This is a genomic window from Stutzerimonas marianensis (assembly GCF_022810315.1).
Taxonomy (GTDB): Bacteria; Pseudomonadota; Gammaproteobacteria; order Pseudomonadales; family Pseudomonadaceae; genus Stutzerimonas; species Stutzerimonas marianensis.
In genome coordinates this window covers 1-21,368 of the sequence record NZ_JALGRD010000008.1, presented here as the reverse complement: position 1 = coordinate 21,368, position 21,368 = coordinate 1, and the positions used below count along the sequence as shown (strand labels likewise).

Below are 21,368 nucleotides of genomic sequence, written 5' to 3'. Positions count from 1 at the left end.
GCGCAGCCTTCAGCCCTGCCGGTCGAGCCACCCGCGCACGCGGCGCACCAGTCGCTCCTGCTCGGCCTGGCGATCCCCCTCGATGGCTTGCAGTCCGACCTGCTGGTAGGCCGGATGTCGGCTACGGCGGCTTTCGTCGAGCCGAGCCCTGGCAGATGCGACGCTGCTGCCAGTCCTGAAGTAGAAATCCCCAATCGCGATCTTGAGCGTGCCGAGCCGCTGCACCAGCGGCTCCTCGGTCGCGGCAGGTTCCTTGGGCTGAACCAGGATCAGGCGGCTGACATCGCCAGGGTTCGCCTGCTGCAGGTAGCGCGCCGCCCAATAGGCACCGGTGCCCTGACCCAGCATCACGATCACGTCAGGCTGACTGGTGCGGATGTGCGCGAGGGCCGCTTCAATGCGTGCATCGATGCGTTCGGCGAGGTCGAGCGGTGCGGGCGCGCTCACTGGCGCTTCGCCTTCTTGTTGTGCGCTGCCCTCCTCGTCGGGCTCGGAAGCCGCTGGTGCCGTCTGCTCGGGTAGATAGCCGGCCTCGCTCGGTGCCCCCTCTGATGGCTCGGCCTCCGCCTCGGGCTCTGGTGTTGGTGCTTCGGTCGGCGGAGTTTCGCGGGGTGTGACGGCCGTTGGCGTGATGCGTTCGGACTCCGGCAAGCTGAGGCTCAGTGTGTGCCAGCCGTGATCGGGCAGCTGGCGACGCAGTGGCCCGATGCCGCGTGGCCAGTCCGGGCTTTCGCCGTCGTCCGGCAGCAGGATCAGTACACCCTTGGGGGCGCCGACATTGGCCGGTCGCCATAACGCCGAGAAGGTTTCGGTGCCCGTCTTCAGTTCGATCACCTCGCCGACCGGCAGTTGACGTAGCAGGTCGCTCGCCATCACCTCGCTGCGCGATGGCAGGCCTGGGCGTTCAGCTGGCGCGGCGGGTGCGGCGTCGGGCGCAGGCGCCTGCTCGTCGCTGGGCTGGTCGGCAGCATTGGCCGTCAACGCTAGTGCTGCCAGATAGAGCACTAGCGCCCTGGTTGCATGGCGGAAGTGGGTCATTGAGTTTCCTGCGTTATGAACCGCTCTTGCTGGACTCGCCCCAGCTAACCTGATTTGAAACCTGACGGCCAGCAGTAATATCGAGCGTGCAAAATAATGCACGGAGTTTTATTGTAATCCGAACGCTCTGGATGGTGCGGCAGTCGATCATCGTATGCTGCCGTGCCCGCTTCCTGGCGTTCTTTCCGACCCGTGCCGACGATGAGCGGCTACCGAGGAGCTTATGAGCAAGACCAACGAATCCCTGATGCAACGCCGTGTCGCCGCCGTCCCCCGTGGTGTCGGTCAGATTCACCCGATCTTTGCGGATCATGCCAAAAACAGCAGCGTGGTCGACGTGGAAGGCCGCGAGTTCATCGACTTCGCCGGCGGCATCGCCGTGCTGAATACCGGTCACCTGCACCCGAAGATCGTCCAGGCGGTGGAAGACCAGCTGCACAAGCTCACCCACACCTGCTTCCAGGTGCTGGCCTATGAGCCCTACGTCGAGCTGTGCGAGAAGATCAACGTGCGGGTGCCGGGTGATTTCGCCAAGAAGACCCTGCTGGTCACCACCGGCTCCGAGGCCGTGGAGAACGCGGTAAAGATCGCCCGCGCCGCCACGGGCCGTGCCGGTGTGATTGCCTTCACCGGCGCCTATCACGGCCGCACCATGATGACCCTCGGCCTGACCGGCAAGGTCGCCCCGTACTCCGCCGGCATGGGCCTGATGCCGGGCGGGATCTTCCGTGCGCAGTATCCCTGCGCAATCCATGGTGTCAGTGTCGATGAGTCGATCGCGAGCATCGAGCGCATCTTCAAGAACGATGCTGAGCCGCGCGACATCGCCGCGATCATCGTCGAACCGGTGCAGGGCGAGGGCGGCTTCAATGTCGCGCCGAAGGATTTCATGGCCCGCCTGCGCGCGCTCTGCGACGAGCACGGCATCCTGCTGATCGCCGACGAGGTGCAGACCGGCGCCGGGCGCACCGGCACCTTCTTCGCCATGGAGCAGATGGGCGTGGTCGCCGACCTGACCACCTTCGCCAAGTCGGTCGGCGGCGGCTTCCCGATCGCCGGCGTGTGCGGCAAGGCCGAGATCATGGATGCCATCGCGCCCGGCGGGCTGGGCGGCACCTATGCCGGCAACCCGCTGTCCTGTGCGGCGGCGCTGGCGGTAATGGAAATCTTCGAGGAGGAGCATTTGCTTGACCGCTGCAAGGCCGTGGCGGAGAAGCTCACCGCCGGTCTCAAGGCGATCCAGGCCAAGCACAAGGAGGTCGGCGAGGTGCGCGGCCTCGGCGCGATGATCGCCATCGAGCTGTTCGAGGAGGGCGACCTGGCGCGACCGGCTGCGGCGCTGACGTCGCAGATCGTCGCCCGGGCGCGGGACAAGGGGCTGATTCTGCTGTCCTGCGGTACCTACTACAACGTGCTGCGCGTGCTGGTGCCGCTGACCGTCGAGGACGATCAGCTCGAACGCGGCCTGGCCATCATCGGCGAGTGCTTCGACGAGCTGACCTGATCCGACCTGGCGCGCCGGCATTCGTGGCGGATGTCAGGCGCGCCGCAACCCTGACCCCTCGGGTACAATGCGCGGCATCTTGCCGTGCTACCCGAGGTCGTCATGCAGCCGTTCGCCATCGCCCCTTCGATTCTTTCCGCCAATTTTGCCCGCCTGGGCGAGGAAGTGGACAACGTGCTGGCCGCCGGCGCCGACATCGTCCATTTCGACGTGATGGATAACCACTACGTGCCCAACCTGACCATCGGCCCGATGGTCTGCTCGGCGCTGCGCAAGCATGGCGTCACCGCGCCCATCGACGTGCACCTGATGGTCAAGCCGGTGGATCGCATGATCGGCGACTTCCTTGAGGCCGGCGCTACTTACATCACCTTCCACCCGGAAGCCTCGGAGCACATCGACCGTTCGCTGCAGCTGATCAAGGACGGCGGTGCCAAGGCCGGCCTGGTGTTCAACCCGGCGACACCGCTGGATGTGCTCAAGTACGTCATGGACAAGGTCGACATGGTCCTGCTGATGAGCGTCAACCCTGGCTTCGGCGGGCAGAAGTTCATCCCCGGCACGCTGGACAAGCTGCGCGAGGCGCGTGCCCTGATCGACGCCAGCGGCCGCGAAATTCGCCTGGAGATCGATGGCGGCGTCAATCCGAAGAACATCCGCGAGATCGCCGCGGCGGGTGCTGACACCTTTGTTGCCGGCTCGGCCATCTTCAACCAGCCGGACTACAAGGCGGTGATCGACCAGATGCGCGCCGAACTCGCACTGGCCCGCTCATGACTCGCCTGGAGCAGCTGTTCGACGGCACGCTGCCACGGCTGGTGATGTTCGATCTGGACGGCACCCTGATGGATTCGGTACCGGACCTGGCCGCCGCAGTGGACAAGATGCTGATGCTGCTCGGCCGGAAGCCCGCCGGCATCGAGCGGGTACGCGACTGGGTCGGCAATGGCTCGCGGGTGCTGGTGCGGCGCGCCCTGGCTGGCGGCCTCCAACATGAGGGCGTTGCGAACGAGCTGGCCGACGAGGCGCTGGCGCTGTTCATGCAGGCCTATTCCGGCGGTCACGCTCTGACAGCGGTCTACCCCGGCGTGCGCGACTGCCTGGACTGGTTGCGTGAGCGCGACATCAAGCTGGCGATCATCACCAACAAGCCGGCGCAGTTCATCGAACCATTGCTGGAGGAGAAGGGGCTGGCCGGCTATTTCCAGTGGCTCATCGGGGGCGATACCTTGCCGCAGCAGAAGCCCGATCCGGCGGCTTTGTTTTATGTAATGGACAAGGCGGACGTTGCTCCGGCCGACGCGCTGTTCATTGGCGACTCGCGCAACGACGTGCGCGCCGCCAAGGCGGCTGGCGTCCCCTGCGTGGCGCTGAGCTATGGTTACAACCATGGGGAGCCGATCGTTAACGAAGCACCTGCGCTGGTGCTCGACGACCTGCGCGAGCTGGTTGCTTCGGTTCCGGGGCTGCGCTAGTGTGGCCCCTGTTCCGTAACCCGCCGAGCCGAGATCAGATCGTGGTGGTCACTCGCAAACAATGGATGAATGTCATCAAGGCACTGGCCCGTTGGCGCTGGCGCGCCTGACATTTCCTGCCGGCTTGCCCGGTCCGTTTGCACGTATTGACCCAGCAGTTCCCTCCGACCACGAGGCTGACATGACCCGCGAAGAATTCCTGCGTTTGGCCGACGAAGGCCATAACCGCATTCCCCTGTCGTTCGAGACGCTCGCCGACTTTGATACCCCGCTGTCGCTCTACCTGAAACTCGCCGATGCGCCGAACGCCTACTTGCTCGAATCCGTTCAGGGCGGTGAGAAGTGGGGGCGCTATTCGATCATCGGCCTGCCGTGCCGCACGGTGCTCAGGGTCCAAGGGCATCAGGTCAGCGTCACCACTGACGGCATCGAGCAGGAACGCAGCGAGGTGGAAGACCCCTTGGCCTTTGTCGAGGCCTTCCAGCAGCGCTACCGGGTGGCGCCAGTCGAGGGGCTGCCGCGTTTCAATGGTGGACTGGTGGGCTATTTCGGTTATGACAGCGTGCGCTATGTCGAACGCAAACTTGCGCAATGCCCGAACCCCGATCCGCTCGGCACGCCGGACATCCTCTTGATGGTGTCCGACGCCGTGGTGGTGTTCGACAACCTCGCCGGCAAGCTTCACTGCATCGTGCTGGTCGACCCGTCGCAGTCGGATGCCTACGAGGCAGGCCAGGCGCGGCTGCAGGCGCTGCGGGCGAAGCTTCGTCAGCCGATCACACCGCGCCTGGGCCTGGATTTCGAAAGGAGCAACGGCGCCGAGCCGACCTTCCGCTCCAGCTTCAGCCGCGAGGATTACGAGCAGGCGGTCAACCGTATCAAGGACTACATCCTCGCCGGCGACTGCATGCAGGTGGTGATTTCCCAGCGCATGTCGATCCCGTTCAAGGCTGCGCCGATCGATCTCTACCGCGCGTTGCGCTGCTTCAACCCGACGCCCTATATGTACTTCTTCAACTTTGGAGACTTCCACGTGGTGGGTTCGTCGCCGGAAGTGCTGGTGCGGGTCGAGGAAGGCCTGGTCACGGTCCGCCCCATCGCCGGCACGCGCCCGCGCGGTGCGAGCGAAGAGGCTGACCTGGCGCTCGAAGAGGATCTGCTCAGCGACGCCAAGGAGCTCGCCGAGCATCTTATGCTGATCGACCTCGGACGCAACGACGTCGGCCGGGTTGCCGAGAACGGTTCGGTACGGCTCACCGAGAAGATGGTCATCGAGCGCTACTCCAACGTTATGCACATCGTTTCCAACGTCACGGGTCAGCTCAAGGCGCCATTGACGGCGATGGACGCGCTGCGCGCGATTCTGCCGGCTGGCACCCTGTCCGGGGCGCCTAAGATCCGCGCTATGGAAATCATCGACGAGCTCGAGCCGGTCAAGCGTGGCGTCTACGGCGGCGCGGTCGGCTACCTCGCCTGGAACGGCAACATGGACACCGCCATCGCCATCCGCACGGCCGTGATCAAGGATGGCGAGCTGCACGTGCAGGCCGGTGCCGGCATCGTGGCCGACTCTCAGCCCGCTCTCGAATGGGAGGAAACGCTGAACAAGCGCCGCGCCATGTTCCGCGCGGTCGCCCTCGCCGAACGCGACCCGCAGGAGAACTGATCATGCTGTTGATGCTCGATAACTACGATTCCTTCACCTACAACGTGGTCCAGTACCTGGGCGAGCTGGGCGCAGACGTCAAGGTCGTGCGCAACGACGAGCTGAGCGTGGCCGAAATCGAAGCCTTGAATCCCGAGCGCATCGTAGTATCGCCCGGCCCCTGCACTCCGAACGAGGCGGGGGTGTCGCTGGAGCTGATCCGCCATTTCGCCGGCAAGCTGCCGATCCTCGGCGTCTGCCTAGGCCACCAGAGCATCGGGCAGGCGTTTGGGGGCGATGTGGTTCGCGCACGCCAGGTCATGCATGGCAAAACCAGCCCCGTCATGCATGCGAACACCGGCGTCTTTGCCGGGCTCAACAACCCGCTCACCGTCACGCGCTATCACTCCCTGGTGGTCAAGCGCGAAACGCTGCCCGATTGCCTGGAAGTCACCGCCTGGACCCAGCTCGAGGATGGCTCTGTCGATGAGATCATGGGGCTGCGGCACAAGACGCTGAACGTCGAGGGCGTGCAGTTTCATCCCGAATCCATCCTGACCGAACAGGGTCATGAACTGTTCGCCAATTTTCTGAAGCAGACCGGAGGCGTGCGCTGATGGACATCAAGGAAGCCCTGAACCGGGTCGTCGGTCAGCTTGACCTGAGCACCGACGAGATGAAGGCCGTCATGCGCCAGATCATGACCGGGCAGTGCACAGACGCCCAGATCGGCGCGTTCCTCATGGGCATGCGCATGAAGAGCGAAACCATCGATGAAATCGTCGGGGCCGTGCAGGTGATGCGTGAGCTGGCCGCTCCGGTGCAGTTCGATACACATCGCCTGGTGGACACCTGCGGCACCGGTGGCGATGGCATGAACATCTTCAACGTCTCCACCGCCGCGGCCTTCGTGGTCGCGGCCGCTGGTGGCAAGGTGGCGAAGCACGGCAACCGCGCCGTATCCGGAAAGAGCGGCAGCGCCGACCTGCTCGAGGCGGCTGGCGTGTATCTCGACCTGACACCCGAGGAGGTCGCTCGCAGCGTGGAGGCGGTCGGCGTGGGGTTCATGTTTGCACCCGCCCACCACGGCGCAATGAAATACGCCGCCGGGCCGCGTCGCGAGCTAGGGCTGCGGACGTTGTTCAACATCCTTGGGCCGATGTCCAATCCGGCGGGGGTCAAGCACCAGGTTCTGGGCGTGTTCAGCAAGGAACTCTGCCGGCCGATGGCCGAGGTGCTTTCGCGCCTGGGAAGCAAGCATGTGTTGGTGGTCCATGCGCAGGATGGGCTCGATGAAATCAGCCTTGCCGCACCGACCTTTGTTGCCGAGTTGAAGGATGGCGAAATCAGCGAGTACCGGATTCAGCCAGAGGATTTCGGCATCAAGAGCCAGAGCCTGATCGGGCTGAATGTCGAAGACGCGCAAGGCTCGCTCGCCTTGATTCGTGACGCGCTAGGGCGACGCAAGACCGAGAATGGTCAGAAGGCCGCCGACATGATCGTGCTCAACGCCGGGGCTGCGCTCTACGCGGCAGACGTGGCGAACAGCCTCAAGCAAGGTATCGAAATCGCGCATGATGCGTTGCATACGGGCCTGGCGCGCGACAAGTTGGACGAGCTCGTCTCCTTCACCGTGGTGTTCAAGCAGGAGCAGGGCCGATGAGCGTGCCGACCATTCTGGAAAAGATCATTTCCCGCAAGCACGAGGAAGTTGCCGAGCGACGCGCTCGTGTCGGCCTGGGGGAGCTGGAACGGTTGGCCGCTGGCGCCGACCCGGTGCGCGGCTTCGCCATGCGCTTGCAGGAGCAGGTCGCGCGCAAGCAGCCGGCGGTTATCGCTGAGGTCAAGAAGGCTTCGCCTAGCAAGGGCGTGCTGCGCGACGATTTCCAGCCGGCAGAGATCGCCAGAAGTTACGAGGCCGGGGGCGCAACCTGCCTGTCGGTGCTGACGGACGTTGATTTCTTCCAGGGTGCAGACGACTACCTGAAGCAGGCCCGTGGTGCCTGTTCCTTGCCCGTCATCCGCAAGGACTTCATGGTCGATCCTTATCAGGTCGTCGAAGCGCGTGCGCTCGGTGCCGATTGCATCCTGCTGATTGCCGCGGCACTCGACGATGCCCAGATGCATGAGCTCGCCGACGTGGCCTCGGCACAGGGGCTCGATGTGCTCGTCGAGGTGCATGACGGCGCGGAGCTCGAGCGCGCCTTGCAGCTTTCGACACCCCTGGTCGGGATCAACAACCGTAACCTGCACACCTTCGAGGTCAGCCTGGAAACCACGCTCGACTTGCTGCCGCGTGTGCCACGGGATCGGTTGGTGATTACTGAAAGTGGCGTGCTGCACCGCGCCGATGTCGAGCTGATGGAAATCAACAAGGTGTACGCCTTCCTCGTTGGGGAAGCGTTCATGCGTGCTGAACAGCCGGGTGTCGAATTGCAGCGTTTGTTCTTTCCCGGCCGCGCCCGGACCCAGGCGCCTGCCGACCCGGAGTGACAGGTAGATGCAAAAAAGCCGGCGGAAGCCGGCTTTTTTGCTGGGTGGCAGAGGCGTCTTAACGCGTTCCGAATACCACCATCGTCTTGCCCTTGACGTGCACCAGACCTTGCGATTCCAGACTCTTCAGGACTCGCCCGACCATTTCGCGCGAGCAGCCAACGATCCGCCCGATTTCCTGACGGGTGATCTTGATCTGCATGCCGTCCGGATGGGTCATGGCGTCGGGTTGCTTGCACAGATCAAGCAGCGTGCGGGCGACTCGACCGGTCACGTCGAGGAATGCCAGGTCGCCTACCTTGCGTGTCGTGTTACGCAGGCGCTCAGCCATCTGGCTGCCCAATGCATAAAGAATGTCCGGGTCCTGCTGGGTCAGTTCGCGAAACTTCGCATAACTTACCTCGGCGACTTCGCACTCGGTCTTGGCGCGGACCCAGGCGCTGCGTTCCTTTTCGTTGCCTTCCTTTTCGAAGAGCCCCATCTCCCCGAAAAAGTCCCCCGAGTTGAGGTAGGCAATGATCATTTCGCGGCCGTCGTCATCCTCGATCAGGATGGTGACCGACCCCTTGACGATGAAGTAAAGCGTCTCCGAGCGATCACCCGCGTAGATGATGGTGCTCTTGGAGGTGTAGCGGCGACGATGACAATGCGCAAGTAGCTTGTCGATGTTCTTGATCTTGGGCGTGAGTGTAATAGCAACCATGCTGTAGTCCCGGAAGATAGTCCAATAGAAGGCTGGTTCTTATTTTTATGACTGAGTTCTTTATCAGTGCCGTTGAGCTTAACAGACAGACTCAGCTGGACAACAAAACTGGGACACGAATATCAACTTCATTGCCATCATTTCGTCGGATTGTCAGCCCGGGCCCGCTTGAGCTGTCGTGATAAGCTTTGCTCCCTTTTTCTTGCGGAGTCGAAGATGAAAGCGCGCATTCAGTGGGCCGGCGAAGCCATGTTTCTCGGCGAGTCGGGCAGTGGCCACGTCGTGGTCATGGATGGTCCGCCGGAAAATGGTGGACGCAACCTCGGTGTTCGGCCGATGGAGATGCTCCTGCTTGGCCTGGGTGGGTGCAGTAACTTCGATGTAGTCAGCATCCTGCGTAAGGCGCGACAGCCAGTCGAAAGTTGCGAGGCATTTCTGGAGGCCGAGCGGGCCAGCGAAGATCCCAAGGTGTTCACCAAGATTCACTTGCACTTCGTGGTCAAGGGGCGTGGCTTGAAAGAGGCGCACGTGAAGCGAGCCGTCGAACTCTCGGCGGAAAAGTACTGTTCGGCCTCGATCATGCTTGGCCGTGCCGGCGTTGAAATTACACATGACTATGAGATTGTCGAGCTGGGCTGAGCCGTCGCGGGTCTGAAACCGATCGTCGAAGCCTATTCGGACGCCCGTGGCACTGGCACCGGGCGCCGCCAATCTGCATAATGCGCGCCCCGTTTTCAGCGGGGCGCTTCACAAGAACAGCACAGCCAGTCGCAAATGCGCAGAGGTGTAAACGGTCCTACGCAGATAATCCTTATCTGACGGGCATGCTCAATCACGCGGTAATCCGCATCAAAGAGAGTCTCCAATGGTGAAAAGCAAACTCAAGCTCCACGGGTTCAACAACCTGACCAAGACCTTGAGCTTCAATATCTACGACATCTGCTATGCCGAAACCCAGGAAGATCAGCAGGCGTACGTCCAATACATCGACGAAGAGTACGATGCCGAAAGGCTCACGCAGATTCTGACCGATGTTGTCGACATCATTGGTGCCAATATTCTCAATATCGCCCGGCAAGATTACGAGCCGCAAGGCGCGAGCGTGACGATCCTGATCTCCGAGCAGCCTGTTACTCCGACGGACAGTCAGATCGAAGAGTCTCCGGGGCCGCTACCTGAGACGATTCTCGCGCATCTGGACAAGAGCCATATCACGGTTCACACCTACCCGGAAATTCATCCGGTCGAAGGCATCGCCACCTTCCGTGTCGACATCGATGTGTCCACTTGCGGCGTGATCTCTCCACTCAAGGCGCTCAATTACCTGATTCACCAATTCGAGTCGGACATCGTCACGGTGGATTATCGCGTTCGCGGATTCACGCGAGACGTCGAAGGCAAGAAGCACTTCATCGATCACGAGATCAATTCGATTCAGAACTACCTCTCGGAGGACACGCGGTCGGCTTACCAAATGACCGACGTGAACGTGTACCAGGAAAATCTGTTCCACACGAAGATGCTGCTAAAGAACTTCGAACTCGAAAACTATCTGTTCGGAGATGCGACGAGCAACCTGTCCGCCGAGCAGCGCCTGCAGGTCGAAGATCGCCTACGTCATGAGATGCTTGAGATCTTTTACGCGCGCAATATGCCGGGTTGATCGTTGCGGTAAAAGAAAGGCGCCTTCAGGCGCCTTTTTTTTTGAGCTCCGAGGTTACAGCCGGTAGGTCGTTTTGGTCATAAGCTTGGCTACGAGGCTCATGCCGAACTTGACTGGAGCAGGAAACCTTACCCCGCCGGCCTCCAGCGCGACCGTGGAATGGTGCGCCTCGTCCTCGCGCATCTGTTCGAGAATCGAGCGTGACTTCTGATCGGCTTCCGGCAACTGCGCGAGATGTTCGTCAAGGTGTTTGCAGACCTGATCTTCCGTCGCTGCAACGAACCCCAGGCTGATCCGGTCGCTGATCAAGCCGGCCGAGGCACCGACCCCAAATGAAAGCCCATAGAACAGGGGGTTCAGAACACTGGTATGGCTGCCTAGCTGACGGATCCGCTGCTCGCACCAGGCAAGATGGTCAATTTCCTCGTCCGCGGCTCGCTCCATCGCCTGGCGTACGCGCGGCAGACGCGCGGTCAGGGCCTGCCCTTGGTACAAGGCCTGCGCGCAGACCTCGCCGGTATGATTGATGCGCATCAGCCCCGCAACATGCCGAGCCTCGCTTTCGCTCAGTTCCGCATCCGCCTTCAGCACGGCCGGATTGGGGCGATTCGGTTGGCCGCTGAACGGCAGCAGCGTCCGCAGGGCGGCATCGGCCTGCATCAGGATGCGGTCTGCAGGCGAGTACTGGCGTTGGTTGGGCATCGTGCCTCCAGAGGTAAATACGTTTCGGCAGTATGAAGGGACTGACCCTCAGCCCGGCGGCCAATGCATCTGGCGCTGGCCAAGGACATGCATATGGATGTGGTAGACCGTCTGGCCGCCCTGGTCGTTGCAATTCATGACCACGCGAAAGCCGTCCTGGCAGCCTTGCTGCTCGGCGAGGCGCTGCGCGGTGATGAGCATGTGCCCGGCCAGCTCTTTGTCGTCCTTTTCGCTTAGGTCGTGCAGTGTGGCGATGTGCTTCTTGGGTATGACCAGAAAGTGAACCGGTGCTTGCGGCGCGATATCGTTGAAGGCAATGACTTGGTCGTCCTCGTACACTTTGTGCGCGGGAATATCACCCGCGACGATTCTGCAGAACAGACAATCCATGGCGTTTCTCCGGAAGCCGTATGGGTAAAGAGTGTAACAGGCGATATTCCAGGCGGTTAGCCTGCACAGGAAGTGACATATGAAGAACGATGTTCGTGATCTGGGCCTGGTGCTCGATTCGCCCGTCCGCTTGATTGTCATCGAGTCCTGGGATGAACGGCGGGTGCTAGAGACGTTGACCGGTTTGGCGATCAGCCGAGGGTTGGCGTTGCATCTGTGGTCGGCGACCGAGGGGTTGCGCAAGACTGCCTTTGGCGGGGAAGCGCTCGATGGGGGTGAAAGCTGCGCGCCAGATGTGGCGCTCAAATGTGTCAAGTTCGATCAAATGGGCGGCCTTTACGTATTCTGCGATCTGCATCCTTATCTTGATCAACCGCCCTTGGTGCGGTTGATCAAGGAAATCGCCATGGCCGAGGGCCGCTCGGCTCCGACGCTGGTGCTGGTTTCTCATGCATTGACACTTCCCGCCGAGTTTCAGCGCTATGCGGCTCGTTTCCGTCTAGCGCTGCCAAGCGAGGAGGAGCTGCTTTCTATCGTGCGGGAGGAGGCGGCTCGCTGGAGCGAGCGCAACCGAGGTCTACGCGTCCGCACTGACAATCGCACCTTGCAGCAGGTGGTGAAAAACCTTCGCGGGCTCAGCCACGCCGAAGCCCGAAAATTGGCCCACAACCTGATTTGCGATGATGGGGCGATTACCCAGGATGACCTGCCGGAACTCAACCGCAAAAAGTTCGAGCTGCTGGACATGCAGGGCGTGCTGGGCTTCGAACATGACACCGAGCGCTTTGCCGACGTAGGAGGCTTACATAATTTCAAGCGTTGGTTAGGCGAGCGGCAAGCCGCGTTTCTGGCGCCCGACGTTAGCGACATGCCGCGTGGCGCGATGCTTGTCGGCGTGCAGGGCGGAGGGAAAAGCATGGCGGCCAAGGCCGTGGCCGGGCTGTGGGGGCTGCCGTTGCTGCGCCTGGATTTCGCCTGCCTGTACAACAAGTTTTTTGGCGAAACCGAGCGCAACCTGCGCGAAGCGTTGAAGCTCGCCGAGGAAATGGCGCCTTGTGTACTTTGGATGGATGAGCTGGAAAAGGGGTTGGCGACCGGGGAGATGGATGGCGGTGTCAGCCAGCGTGTGCTGGGAACGCTGCTGACCTGGATGGCTGAGCGCAAAGCTCCGGTGTTCATGGTTGCCACTGCCAATTCAGTCGAGCGGCTGCCAGCGGAGCTGTTGCGCAAGGGGCGCTTCGATGAGCTGTTTTTCGTTGATCTGCCTGACCGGGAGACGCGGGTGGATATCCTTCGCATTCACTTGCAGCGCCGGGATCTGGACCCGGGTCATTATGATCTGCTCGCGCTGGCCAATGCCTGCGACGGGTTTTCAGGGGCCGAAATCGAGCAGGTAGTGGTTTCGGCTGTCTATGCCGGCCAGGCGCAGGCGAGGGAGCCGGATCAACAGATGCTACTTGGCTGTATCCAGGGTACCTCGCCCTTGTCGGTGATCATGGCCGAAGCCTTGACCAGACTCCGTAGTTGGGCCGATGGTCGCGCGATAAAGGCGTAATCGAGGCTAGAGGTCCGCTTGCCCCAAACCAAGCGACTGCATGTAAGCGGGTAGGGCGATAGCAGCCAGTATCCCAATCACTGGCACGAGCAGCCAGAGCGCAGCGAGCACCTTCACCGCGGTGCTGTTAGGCGGCTGCGGAGGGCCGAATCGGTTGGCGCCTTGCGTGCCGGGTACCAGCAACAGTGCCAGCGGAAACAGCGACCCCACAAAGGGTACGAAACAGAGAAACAGGAACCAGCCTGACCAGCCGAAGTCATGCAGGCGCTGTGCGCCGATCTGGAAGCTGACTACGAGATAAGCCAAGGCAACGAGGAGCAGTAGCAGCCCGCCAAACACCTCGGAAAGGGCAAAACCCAGTGCCGCAATGAGTGCGCAACCGCAGGCAGCGGCCGTGAGACCAAGCGACCAAGCAAGGTAGCGAAGGCGCCCGATCCGTCCATTGAAGCTGAACACCCGCAGCGCTCCCTGTTCCGGGCTCGCTCCGGCCACATCCGCGCTAGGTGGCGCATAGAATTGTTTGAGAGCGCCTGCCCCTTCGCCTGCTCGGATGGCTTCTTCTCGGGCGAGGCGGGCACGGTATTTCTCGAAAACGATTCCACATCCGTTGCACTGCACAGTGCCTGTCTGACGATGCCCGCACTTCGGGCATGACAGCTCGTTAGTGGCCTCTGGCTTGATGTCGGTTTCTTGCGGTTCGATGGTCAGCGCGAGTGTCACCGCTTCCGGCTCCTTGCGAGCCTTGGCGCCGGCAGTAGCCAGGGCTCGGATATAGCGATCCGCCTCGGCTTCGGTGAGTGAGCGCTTTACGGCTACTGGCGAGCCGGCGAAGAGCTTCTCGAGCCGCTCTGGAGCGGTCCGAAACAGCCGAGCCATGTTCGCCCTGACGGTTTCGGTCGTCATCCCAGGCATCAATTCGCCGTCGAACACGATCTTGTATTGGTCGGAAATCATGCAGCGTCCCTGGCACGATGAAAGAAACAGAGCCTAGAGGTTGGGCGCAGGTGCTACAAGCGGTGATCCCGCTACCGCGTGTGATCCGCATCACGGTCAGTCGCTATCGAGGCCACTGTCGTATCAGCTCAGTGGCCCGGGTGGCGGCTGCCCTGTACTCGCTGTCCAGCCGCGCGATCAGCTGTTGGACGCCGGGAATGTCAGCGATGCCGCCAACGCCTTGGCCGGCTGACCAGACCGTTTTCCAGGCTTTCGCTTCATCATTGATCGGCTTGAGCGTCGCATCGTGGGTCAGGCCCTTGGTTAGTTGCGATATGTCATAGCCGGCCTGTTGCAGACTCTGCCGAAGAAAGCTCGCTGGTACTCCAGACACTGCTGCGGTGTGCACGACGTCTGCGGCCTGAGCTTGCAGAAGCATCTCTTTATAAGCGTCGCTCGCTTGGCTTTCACGCGTCGCGATGAAACGAGTGCCGATGTACGCCAGGTCGGCGCCCATCATCTGGGCGGCCAACATCTCGTGTCCGTGATTGATGCAGCCGGACAGCAATACAGTCTTGTCGAAGAACTGCCTGATCTCGGCGATCAGTGCAAAGGGGCTCAAGGTTCCAGCGTGACCACCGGCGCCAGCTGCCACGGCGATCAGTCCGTCAACGCCGGCTGCGGCTGCCTTTTCGGCGTGTCGGCGAGTGGTGACATCATGGAACACCAGGCCGCCATAGGCATGGACGGCATCGACCACTTCCTTCACCGCTCCAAGGCTGGTGATCACGATCGGCACCTGTTCGTCGACGCAAATTGACAGGTCCGCCTGCAGGCGAGGATTGCTGCCGTGCACGATCAGGTTCACCGCATATGGCGAGGCGTCGGGCGTGCGTTCGAGGGTGGTGCGGATCTGCTGCAGCCAATCGCGAAAACCGCTGCTTTCGCGCTGGTTGAGTGCCGGAAAGCTGCCGACGACGCCGTTCTGGCAGCACGTGACCACCAGTGCGGGGTTGGATACCAGGAACATGGGCGCGGCGACGAGCGGTAGGCGCAAGCGCCCTTCGAGTGAAACAGGTAGCGGCATGGGACCTCCTGACCTCAGAACGGTTTGACCACGACGAGAACAACGATGGCCAACAGCAGCAGTACAGGAAACTCATTGAACCAGCGATAGAACACATGGCTGCGTTGGTTTTCTCCCCGTGCGAAGCGCTTGAGCTGCGCGCCGCAGAAATGGTGATAGGCAATCAGCAGCACGACCAGCGTGAGCTTCGCATGAAGCCAACCGCCTCCGCTGAACAACGCGGGATTGAGCGCCAACATCCAGAGACCGAAGATCAGCGTCGCAACCATCGATGGCAGCATGATGCCTCGATAGAGCTTGCGTTCCATGACCGCGAATCGGTCACGGCTGGTCTGGTCATCGCTCATGGCGTGGTAGACGAAGAGCCGAGGCAGATAGAACAGTCCGGCGAACCAGCAGACCACCGAGACAATGTGCAGGGCTTTGACCCATAGATAGAGCATTCCGAAATTCCTTGGCTGGATATTGGCTGGATAGTAGAGGCTGTGCCCTCCATACGTCATCTGGGGAGTTGGCCCTGACCGTTCGCAGCCTTATCATCACCGCTCTTATCAGCTCCTATTCGAGAGGCAGGCATGGTCAAGGTCGGGATCGTCGGCGGTACGGGCTACACAGGTGTCGAGCTGTTGCGTTTGCTGGCGCAACATCCTCAGGCTGAAGTGGCTGTCATCACGTCTCGATCCGAGAACGGCGTACGTGTCACCGACATGTTCCCCAATCTCCGCGGTTTCTATGACTCACTTGCGTTCAGCGTACCCGACACCGCGACGCTTGGCGCTTGCGATGTGGTCTTTTTCGCTACGCCTCATGGTGTCGCGCACTCCCTGGCCGCCGAGTTGTTGGAAGCCGGGACCCGCGTCATCGACCTGTCCGCCGACTTTCGGCTCCAGGACGCGGTTGAATGGGAAAAGTGGTACGGCCAACCCCATGGGGCGCCGAGCTTATTGCCTGAGGCTGTTTACGGGCTGCCCGAAGTCAACCGCGAACTGATCAGGCGTGCGCGCCTGATTGCGGTGCCAGGCTGCTACCCAACGGCGACTCAGCTGGGCTTCCTGCCGTTGCTCGAGAGCGGGCTGGCCGACGCATCGCGTTTGATTGCCGACTGCAAGTCCGGCGTCAGCGGAGCAGGGCGGGCGGCCAAGATTGGTTCGTTGTTCACCGAGGCAGGCGAAAGCATGATGGCGTATGCCGTAAAGGGACACCGGCATCTACCTGAGATCACCCAAGGTCTGCGTCGTGCTGCCAAGGGCGAGGTCGGCCTGACGTTCGTCCCGCATCTGACGCCGATGATCCGAGGCATCCACGCGACGCTGTACGCAACCGTCGCGGACACGTCAGTCGACCTCCAGGCGCTTTACGAGGAACGCTACGCCGATGAACCGTTCGTCGATGTGCTGCCTGCCGGTAGCCATCCTGAGACTCGAAGCGTACGGGGCGCAAATGTATGCCGCATAGCGGTGCACCGGCCGCAGGGAGGCGATCTGGTTGTGGTGCTGTCGGTCATCGATAATCTCGTCAAGGGTGCGTCCGGCCAGGCGCTGCAGAACATGAACATCATCTTTGGCCTCGATGAGCGGCTTGGCTTGAACACTGCGGCCCTGCTGCCATGAGCGAGGCGAGGCAGCACCCGCGATGGCTGGTATGCGAATAGTTGACCGATTTCGTAGGGTAAGCCGATAATGCGCGTCAATGCGGTAATGGGGCGCTTTGCGCCGGGAGAGCCTTAAATGAGTGTCGAATCCTTCACGCCAACTGCCATCCAGTTCACACAGGGGGCGGCGAGCAAGGTGAAGAGTCTTGTCGATGAAGAGGGCAATCCACGTTTGAAGCTGCGCGTATTCGTCACCGGTGGTGGCTGCTCCGGTTTCCAATATGGATTTACCTTTGATGAGGATCTGGCCGACGATGACACGGTCATCGAGCGCGAAGGTGTCAGTCTTGTGGTCGATCCGATGAGCTTTCAGTACCTGGCGGGTGCCGAGGTTGACTATCAGGAGGGCCTGGAGGGGTCGCGGTTTGTCATCAAAAACCCGAACGCCAGCACTACCTGTGGATGCGGGCAGTCGTTCTCGATCTGAGCGAACGAATCGGCGCGCTGATCGCCATTCAGGCTGGGTAGATGGCGCCAAGGATGCGTTGTCCCTTGGCGCCGGTCACTTGGGGACGGTTGGCTGGGATAGCTTCCAAGCAGCAGTGTGCCAGCCAAGCGAACGCCATGGCTTCTATCCAGTCGGGATCCACCCCCACGGAGGCCGTGCTCGCGACCTTACATCCAGGGAGCAAAGCGCGCAGCCTATCAAGCAGCGCGGTGTTATGCGCTCCTCCACCACAAACGAGCACTTCCTCGGTGTCAGGCTGGCTCTGCGTCAGCGCATCTGTAATGGTTCGTGCGGTTAGCTCTAGCAGCGTGGCCTGAACATCCACAGCGGCCAGGCCCGTCATGGTACTGAGTTTGCCGTCGAGCCAGGCCAGATTGAAGACCTCGCGGCCAGTGCTCTTGGGCCCGCGAACGGCGAAGAATGGATCGTTGAGTAGTTGCGTCAGCAGCGAAGGAACAAGTGCGCCGCTAGCGGCCCAATCACCATTGCGATCGTATGGAAGTTTCTGGTGCCGCTCGATCCAGGCATCCAACAGCACGTTGCCCGGCCCGCAGTCGAACCCCTCTATAGGGCTGCCAGGTTTCAAAAGGCTCAGGTTGCTGAAGCCGCCTATGTTGAGTATTGCCCTGGTGCGCGCTGTTGAGCTGAACAGGACTTCGTGAAACGCAGGTACGAGGGGCGCGCCTTGTCCACCTGCGGCCACGTCACGTCGGCGAAAATCCGCTACGACTGTTATGCCGGTCAGCTCTGCGAGTAGGGCGGGATTTCCAATCTGGACGGTAAAGCCAAGCGCGGGTTCATGTCGCACTGTCTGGCCATGGCTGCCGATTGCGCGAATGGCCTCTGGCTTGACCTGGGCGGTCGCCAGCAGTGTCTGTATGCCGGTTGCGGCAAGTCTTGCCCACGTGTTCTCAGCAAGAGCCGAACGGGCCAGCTCATCGGGCCCTGAGACACAGAGATCAAGCAGTTGCTGCTTCAAGGCGGACGGCATCGGTTCGTAATGCGTGCCGACCAGATGTGTATGGGTGGTGTGCTCTATAAGCGCAAAGTCCAGCCCATCGAGACTGGTACCGGACATCACGCCGAGATAGAGACTCATGCTTACTCTTGCTGCATGGCTAACGTCGTGGCGCGCTCTTCATCCATGCGAGCCATAAGCGGTTGGCTCATCTGCAAAAAGCGTTGTTTTTCGGCTTTTGCAATCGGATCCGCCATCGGCAATTTCAGCCCGAGCGGATCTACATGGCGACCGTCAACCTGAAACTCATAGTGCAGGTGAGGGCCGGTCGACAGCCCTGTGGTCCCGATATACCCGATGATCTGGCCTTGCTTGACTGATGCACCGTTTCGAACGCCCTTGGCGAATCCCTGCATATGGGCATATAGCGTGCGATAACGGTTCCCATGCTGGATGACGACCGTATTGCCGTAACCACCCTTGCGGCCCGCTAGGATAACCTTTCCATCCCCGGCGCTTTTGATTGGTGTGCCACGAGGCGCAGCATAATCCACACCCTTGTGGGCTCGAATTTTGTTCAGGATTGGATGCTTGCGCCCGTTGGAAAAGCGAGAGCTGATACGCGCGAAGTCGACTGGTGTTCTGATGAACGCTTTGCGCATGCTGTTGCCATCGGCGGTGTAATAGCTCGTATTACCCTGCTTGTTGGTATAGCGCACGGCGGTGTAGCTCTTACCGCGATTGGTGAAACGAGCAGCGAGGATGTTGCCAGTGCCAACCCTTTCACCACCGACCATTTTCTCCTCATAAATGACTTCGAAAGAGTCACCTTTGCGGATGTCCATGGCGAAATCAATGTCATAGCCAAAGACGTTCGCCAGGTCCATGGTGAGGTTGTGATCCAATCCTGCACGCTTAGCCGCCAGGAACAGGCTGCTGTCTATCTGGCCTTGAGCGTACGCAGTATGGATTTCTGGTTTGATGTGCTCTTTGTTGAAGGTGAAACCGGCCTCGGTCTTGATGACCTGATAGCTTTCAAGCTTGCTGATCGGGCTGCTCAAGCGAGCAAGTTGGCCCTGTTCGTTAAGCTCGAATTCGAGGCGTTGGCCCACCTTCAACTGGGTCAAGCGCTTTGCTTCCTTGCTGCTGGCCAAAACCTCGTGCATGGTCGTCGAAGGAAGGCCAACCTTTGCAAATAGCGTCGATAGGGTATCCCCATTGGCCACCACCACCTCGTTTATCAGAGGATTGGGTTCGGGTTTTGCGAGGTTATCGAGTGCGGCTTCGGTCGGTTCCTCGGCCGCTTTCAGGTCAGCCGTCGAAAGCGGTTTGTTGTCCTCTGCCTGGGTAAGAGGGTCAGTCACGCCAGTGGCGAGCTCGGCCGAGGTGTCGAGTTGCAGGTCGAGAAATGTTTTCTTGGCTTCGACCTCGCGCGATGGGAACACCAGAAGCGCCAGGCTCAAGAGCGCAGCTACTCCGCTTGCAGCCAGCAGATGGCTTTTCGGGTAGTTGGGAACCCTGGGTTTTGGATTGGTCATTAGTGTCTGGCGGTTTTTTGTACAGAAAAAAGATCGGCCTAAAATATAAGCAAAGTGCCTACGAAGCAACCCTGGAGTGCGCGCCACGCCTGCTTGGCCACGTTTTCGACGTTGTTTTTTTTGATCGTTCTTGTAAGGATTATCCCCTTTCGTTTTGGGTACGGATCGATCCATGAAGTCGGTGCAAGAGCAACTGTCGGTAATCAAGCGTGGCGCTGATGAGGTGCTAGTGGAGTCAGAGCTGGTCACCAAGCTCGAGCGCGGCGCGCCCCTGCGAATCAAAGCTGGCTTCGACCCGACTGCGCCAGATCTGCATCTCGGTCACACGGTGCTTATTAATAAGCTTCGTCAGTTTCAGGATCTCGGCCATCAGGTCGTTTTCTTGATTGGTGATTTTACCGGGATGATCGGCGACCCCAGTGGCAAGAGTACTACTCGCCCGCCGCTGACGCGTGAGCAGGTTCTCGAAAATGCCGAAACCTACAAAAATCAGGTCTTCAAGATACTCGATCCGTCGAAAACGGAGGTTGCGTTCAATTCGTCCTGGATGGATCAGTTGTCTCCGGCTGATTTCATCCGTTTGGCGTCGCAGTACACCGTTGCTCGCATGCTGGAGCGAGATGATTTCAGTAAGCGCTACGCCGCCAATCAGTCGATCGCGATTCATGAATTCCTGTATCCGCTGGTGCAGGGCTATGACTCGGTCGCATTGAAGGCTGACGTCGAGCTTGGTGGCACCGATCAGAAATTCAATCTGCTGATGGGGCGTGAGCTCCAGCGATCCTATGGGCAGCCGTCTCAGTGCATTGTCACTATGCCCTTGCTGGAAGGGTTGGATGGTGTGAAGAAAATGTCCAAGTCGCTGGGGAACTATGTTGGTATCCAGGAGCCTCCAGGCGTGATGTATAGCAAGTTGGTGTCGATTCCAGATTCGCTGATGTGGCGTTATTTCGAGTTGTTGAGTTTCAGGGATATGGCTGAAGTCGAGGGCTTCAGGACTGATGTGGCGCGTGGCGCCAATCCTCGCGATATCAAGATGAAGCTTGCCGAAGAAATTGTCGCGAGATTCCATGGCGAGGAGGCGGCAGCGGGAGCTTATCGCTCCGCTGGTAATAGAATGAAGGATGGCGAACTGCCGGACGATATTCCTTCGATTGATTTACAGTCGACCGAAGACATGCCTATTGCTGCAGTGCTGAATCGGGCCGGTTTGGTGAAGAATGCGGCGGTAGCCCGAGATCTGCTCGCTGCAGGCAGCGTTCGGGTCGACGGTGAGGTGGTGGATCGCTCGTTCATGTTCCGTCGGGGGGCGACCCATGTATGCCAGGCGGGCAAGAAAGCGTTCGGGCGTATTTCTCTGAGCGCGGAACAATCGTAACTTTCTGGTTGACGTGCAGGTCGTGCGCCCTATAATGCGCACCTTCTTCGGCGCGAGCCCTTTGAAAAACCATTTGTATATCAATAGGTTATCGAGATAAAGGGCTTGCACGAAGGGCGGATTCGGGTAGAATGCGCCGCGCTGGCAGGGCGGAGGTTGAGCGCTGCTGGCGGCTCTGGTCGGATGATCGGGGTGGTGGAAGGAGGT

Annotated in this window: 22 protein-coding genes; 13 read left to right on the top strand and 9 right to left on the bottom strand. The window is 60.5% G+C overall.

What is annotated here, in order from left to right:
* Window positions 1-9 precede the first annotated feature (9 nt).
* The gene (locus tag MST27_RS14605; protein ID WP_243606675.1) at window positions 10-1,038 is read right to left on the bottom strand and encodes a DUF3530 family protein; all 1,029 of its coding nucleotides are present in this window, start codon (window positions 1,036-1,038) and stop codon (window positions 10-12) included.
* Between the two features lie 223 nt (window positions 1,039-1,261).
* Here MST27_RS14605 and gabT point away from each other — a divergent pair, with 223 nt between their 5' ends.
* The 7 genes from gabT (at window position 1,262) to trpC (ending at window position 8,155) form a co-directional block, all read left to right on the top strand.
* Window positions 1,262-2,542, top strand: a complete 1,281-nt coding sequence (gene gabT / locus MST27_RS14600) for a 4-aminobutyrate--2-oxoglutarate transaminase (RefSeq protein ID WP_243606674.1) — start codon at window positions 1,262-1,264, stop codon at window positions 2,540-2,542.
* Between the two features lie 102 nt (window positions 2,543-2,644).
* Entirely contained in the window at window positions 2,645-3,319 is a 675-nt protein-coding gene (gene rpe, locus MST27_RS14595; protein ID WP_243606673.1) for a ribulose-phosphate 3-epimerase, read from the top strand.
* Window positions 3,316-4,017 (top strand): phosphoglycolate phosphatase, encoded by a 702-nt coding sequence (locus MST27_RS14590; protein WP_243606672.1) that lies wholly within the window; start codon window positions 3,316-3,318, stop codon window positions 4,015-4,017. Before rpe ends, MST27_RS14590 begins: the two co-directional genes overlap by 4 nt.
* A gap of 181 nt (window positions 4,018-4,198) precedes the next feature.
* Window positions 4,199-5,683, top strand: a complete 1,485-nt coding sequence (gene trpE / locus MST27_RS14585) for an anthranilate synthase component I (protein ID WP_243606671.1) — start codon at window positions 4,199-4,201, stop codon at window positions 5,681-5,683.
* A gap of 2 nt (window positions 5,684-5,685) precedes the next feature.
* Window positions 5,686-6,279, top strand: coding sequence for an aminodeoxychorismate/anthranilate synthase component II (locus tag MST27_RS14580; RefSeq protein ID WP_243606670.1), 594 nt, complete (start codon window positions 5,686-5,688; stop codon window positions 6,277-6,279).
* Entirely contained in the window at window positions 6,279-7,325 is a 1,047-nt protein-coding gene (trpD, locus tag MST27_RS14575; RefSeq protein ID WP_243606669.1) for an anthranilate phosphoribosyltransferase, read from the top strand. Before MST27_RS14580 ends, trpD begins: the two co-directional genes overlap by 1 nt.
* Window positions 7,322-8,155, top strand: a complete 834-nt coding sequence (gene trpC / locus MST27_RS14570; RefSeq protein ID WP_243606668.1) for an indole-3-glycerol phosphate synthase TrpC — start codon at window positions 7,322-7,324, stop codon at window positions 8,153-8,155. Before trpD ends, trpC begins: the two co-directional genes overlap by 4 nt.
* Window positions 8,156-8,213: 58 nt before the next feature.
* Here trpC and crp read toward each other — a convergent pair whose 3' ends face one another.
* Window positions 8,214-8,858: a cAMP-activated global transcriptional regulator CRP gene (crp, locus tag MST27_RS14565; protein ID WP_243606667.1), complete on the bottom strand. Its 645-nt coding sequence runs from the start codon at window positions 8,856-8,858 to the stop codon at window positions 8,214-8,216.
* 216 nt (window positions 8,859-9,074) lie between these two features.
* Between crp and MST27_RS14560 the strand changes: the two genes are divergently transcribed.
* Both MST27_RS14560 and speD read left to right on the top strand, forming a co-directional pair.
* A complete protein-coding gene (locus MST27_RS14560; protein WP_243606666.1) occupies window positions 9,075-9,497 on the top strand; it encodes an OsmC family protein in 423 nt (140 codons plus the stop codon).
* Window positions 9,498-9,726: 229 nt separating this feature from the next.
* Window positions 9,727-10,521 (top strand): adenosylmethionine decarboxylase, encoded by a 795-nt coding sequence (speD, locus tag MST27_RS14555; RefSeq protein ID WP_243606935.1) that lies wholly within the window; start codon window positions 9,727-9,729, stop codon window positions 10,519-10,521.
* Between the two features lie 54 nt (window positions 10,522-10,575).
* On the opposite strand, the gene coq7 is transcribed toward speD, so the two are convergent.
* The gene (gene coq7 / locus MST27_RS14550; RefSeq protein ID WP_243606665.1) at window positions 10,576-11,223 is read right to left on the bottom strand and encodes a 2-polyprenyl-3-methyl-6-methoxy-1,4-benzoquinone monooxygenase; all 648 of its coding nucleotides are present in this window, start codon (window positions 11,221-11,223) and stop codon (window positions 10,576-10,578) included.
* 48 nt (window positions 11,224-11,271) lie between these two features.
* Window positions 11,272-11,613 (bottom strand): histidine triad nucleotide-binding protein, encoded by a 342-nt coding sequence (locus MST27_RS14545; protein WP_243606664.1) that lies wholly within the window; start codon window positions 11,611-11,613, stop codon window positions 11,272-11,274.
* A 79-nt stretch (window positions 11,614-11,692) separates the two neighbouring features.
* Here MST27_RS14545 and MST27_RS14540 point away from each other — a divergent pair, with 79 nt between their 5' ends.
* On the top strand, window positions 11,693-13,168 hold the full coding sequence (locus MST27_RS14540; protein ID WP_243606663.1) for an AAA family ATPase: 1,476 nt from the start codon (window positions 11,693-11,695) through the stop codon (window positions 13,166-13,168).
* Between the two features lie 6 nt (window positions 13,169-13,174).
* Here MST27_RS14540 and MST27_RS14535 read toward each other — a convergent pair whose 3' ends face one another.
* The 3 genes from MST27_RS14535 to hemJ form a co-directional block, all read right to left on the bottom strand.
* Window positions 13,175-14,122, bottom strand: a complete 948-nt coding sequence (locus MST27_RS14535) for a DUF805 domain-containing protein (RefSeq protein WP_243606662.1) — start codon at window positions 14,120-14,122, stop codon at window positions 13,175-13,177.
* Window positions 14,123-14,225: 103 nt separating this feature from the next.
* Window positions 14,226-15,188 (bottom strand): NAD(P)H-dependent flavin oxidoreductase, encoded by a 963-nt coding sequence (locus tag MST27_RS14530; protein ID WP_243606661.1) that lies wholly within the window; start codon window positions 15,186-15,188, stop codon window positions 14,226-14,228.
* A 14-nt stretch (window positions 15,189-15,202) separates the two neighbouring features.
* Complete coding sequence (hemJ, locus tag MST27_RS14525; protein WP_243606660.1) at window positions 15,203-15,631, bottom strand: protoporphyrinogen oxidase HemJ; 429 nt, start codon at window positions 15,629-15,631, stop codon at window positions 15,203-15,205.
* A gap of 132 nt (window positions 15,632-15,763) precedes the next feature.
* On the opposite strand from hemJ, the gene argC reads away from it, so the two are divergent.
* Together argC and erpA are read left to right on the top strand one after the other, a co-directional pair.
* Window positions 15,764-16,798: an N-acetyl-gamma-glutamyl-phosphate reductase gene (gene argC, locus MST27_RS14520; protein WP_243606659.1), complete on the top strand. Its 1,035-nt coding sequence runs from the start codon at window positions 15,764-15,766 to the stop codon at window positions 16,796-16,798.
* A 117-nt stretch (window positions 16,799-16,915) separates the two neighbouring features.
* Complete coding sequence (gene erpA, locus MST27_RS14515; protein WP_243606658.1) at window positions 16,916-17,266, top strand: iron-sulfur cluster insertion protein ErpA; 351 nt, start codon at window positions 16,916-16,918, stop codon at window positions 17,264-17,266.
* 28 nt (window positions 17,267-17,294) lie between these two features.
* Here erpA and MST27_RS14510 read toward each other — a convergent pair whose 3' ends face one another.
* Window positions 17,295-18,386 carry an anhydro-N-acetylmuramic acid kinase gene (locus MST27_RS14510; RefSeq protein WP_243606657.1) on the bottom strand — a complete coding sequence of 364 codons (1,092 nt, stop codon included), beginning with the start codon at window positions 18,384-18,386 and terminating at the stop codon, window positions 17,295-17,297.
* Window positions 18,387-18,388: 2 nt separating this feature from the next.
* Complete coding sequence (locus tag MST27_RS14505; RefSeq protein ID WP_243606934.1) at window positions 18,389-19,783, bottom strand: peptidoglycan DD-metalloendopeptidase family protein; 1,395 nt, start codon at window positions 19,781-19,783, stop codon at window positions 18,389-18,391.
* A 172-nt stretch (window positions 19,784-19,955) separates the two neighbouring features.
* On the opposite strand from MST27_RS14505, the gene tyrS reads away from it, so the two are divergent.
* A complete protein-coding gene (gene tyrS, locus MST27_RS14500; RefSeq protein ID WP_243606656.1) occupies window positions 19,956-21,161 on the top strand; it encodes a tyrosine--tRNA ligase in 1,206 nt (401 codons plus the stop codon).
* The last annotated feature ends 207 nt before the right edge of the window (window positions 21,162-21,368 follow it).

What these genes read in the sequence shown, in the direction of transcription:
- MST27_RS14605 (WP_243606675.1), bottom strand. Translation starts at nt 1,038, where the DNA reads ATGACCCACTTCCGCCATGCAACCAGGGCGCTAGTGCTCTATCTGGCA.
- gabT (WP_243606674.1), top strand. Translation starts at nt 1,262, where the DNA reads ATGAGCAAGACCAACGAATCCCTGATGCAACGCCGTGTCGCCGCCGTC.
- rpe (WP_243606673.1), top strand. Translation starts at nt 2,645, where the DNA reads ATGCAGCCGTTCGCCATCGCCCCTTCGATTCTTTCCGCCAATTTTGCC.
- MST27_RS14590 (WP_243606672.1), top strand. Translation starts at nt 3,316, where the DNA reads ATGACTCGCCTGGAGCAGCTGTTCGACGGCACGCTGCCACGGCTGGTG.
- trpE (WP_243606671.1), top strand. Translation starts at nt 4,199, where the DNA reads ATGACCCGCGAAGAATTCCTGCGTTTGGCCGACGAAGGCCATAACCGC.
- MST27_RS14580 (WP_243606670.1), top strand. Translation starts at nt 5,686, where the DNA reads ATGCTGTTGATGCTCGATAACTACGATTCCTTCACCTACAACGTGGTC.
- trpD (WP_243606669.1), top strand. Translation starts at nt 6,279, where the DNA reads ATGGACATCAAGGAAGCCCTGAACCGGGTCGTCGGTCAGCTTGACCTG.
- trpC (WP_243606668.1), top strand. Translation starts at nt 7,322, where the DNA reads ATGAGCGTGCCGACCATTCTGGAAAAGATCATTTCCCGCAAGCACGAG.
- crp (WP_243606667.1), bottom strand. Translation starts at nt 8,858, where the DNA reads ATGGTTGCTATTACACTCACGCCCAAGATCAAGAACATCGACAAGCTA.
- MST27_RS14560 (WP_243606666.1), top strand. Translation starts at nt 9,075, where the DNA reads ATGAAAGCGCGCATTCAGTGGGCCGGCGAAGCCATGTTTCTCGGCGAG.
- coq7 (WP_243606665.1), bottom strand. Translation starts at nt 11,223, where the DNA reads ATGCCCAACCAACGCCAGTACTCGCCTGCAGACCGCATCCTGATGCAG.
- MST27_RS14545 (WP_243606664.1), bottom strand. Translation starts at nt 11,613, where the DNA reads ATGGATTGTCTGTTCTGCAGAATCGTCGCGGGTGATATTCCCGCGCAC.
- MST27_RS14540 (WP_243606663.1), top strand. Translation starts at nt 11,693, where the DNA reads ATGAAGAACGATGTTCGTGATCTGGGCCTGGTGCTCGATTCGCCCGTC.
- MST27_RS14535 (WP_243606662.1), bottom strand. Translation starts at nt 14,122, where the DNA reads ATGATTTCCGACCAATACAAGATCGTGTTCGACGGCGAATTGATGCCT.
- MST27_RS14530 (WP_243606661.1), bottom strand. Translation starts at nt 15,188, where the DNA reads ATGCCGCTACCTGTTTCACTCGAAGGGCGCTTGCGCCTACCGCTCGTC.
- hemJ (WP_243606660.1), bottom strand. Translation starts at nt 15,631, where the DNA reads ATGCTCTATCTATGGGTCAAAGCCCTGCACATTGTCTCGGTGGTCTGC.
- argC (WP_243606659.1), top strand. Translation starts at nt 15,764, where the DNA reads ATGGTCAAGGTCGGGATCGTCGGCGGTACGGGCTACACAGGTGTCGAG.
- erpA (WP_243606658.1), top strand. Translation starts at nt 16,916, where the DNA reads ATGAGTGTCGAATCCTTCACGCCAACTGCCATCCAGTTCACACAGGGG.
- MST27_RS14510 (WP_243606657.1), bottom strand. Translation starts at nt 18,386, where the DNA reads ATGAGTCTCTATCTCGGCGTGATGTCCGGTACCAGTCTCGATGGGCTG.
- MST27_RS14505 (WP_243606934.1), bottom strand. Translation starts at nt 19,783, where the DNA reads ATGACCAATCCAAAACCCAGGGTTCCCAACTACCCGAAAAGCCATCTG.
- tyrS (WP_243606656.1), top strand. Translation starts at nt 19,956, where the DNA reads ATGAAGTCGGTGCAAGAGCAACTGTCGGTAATCAAGCGTGGCGCTGAT.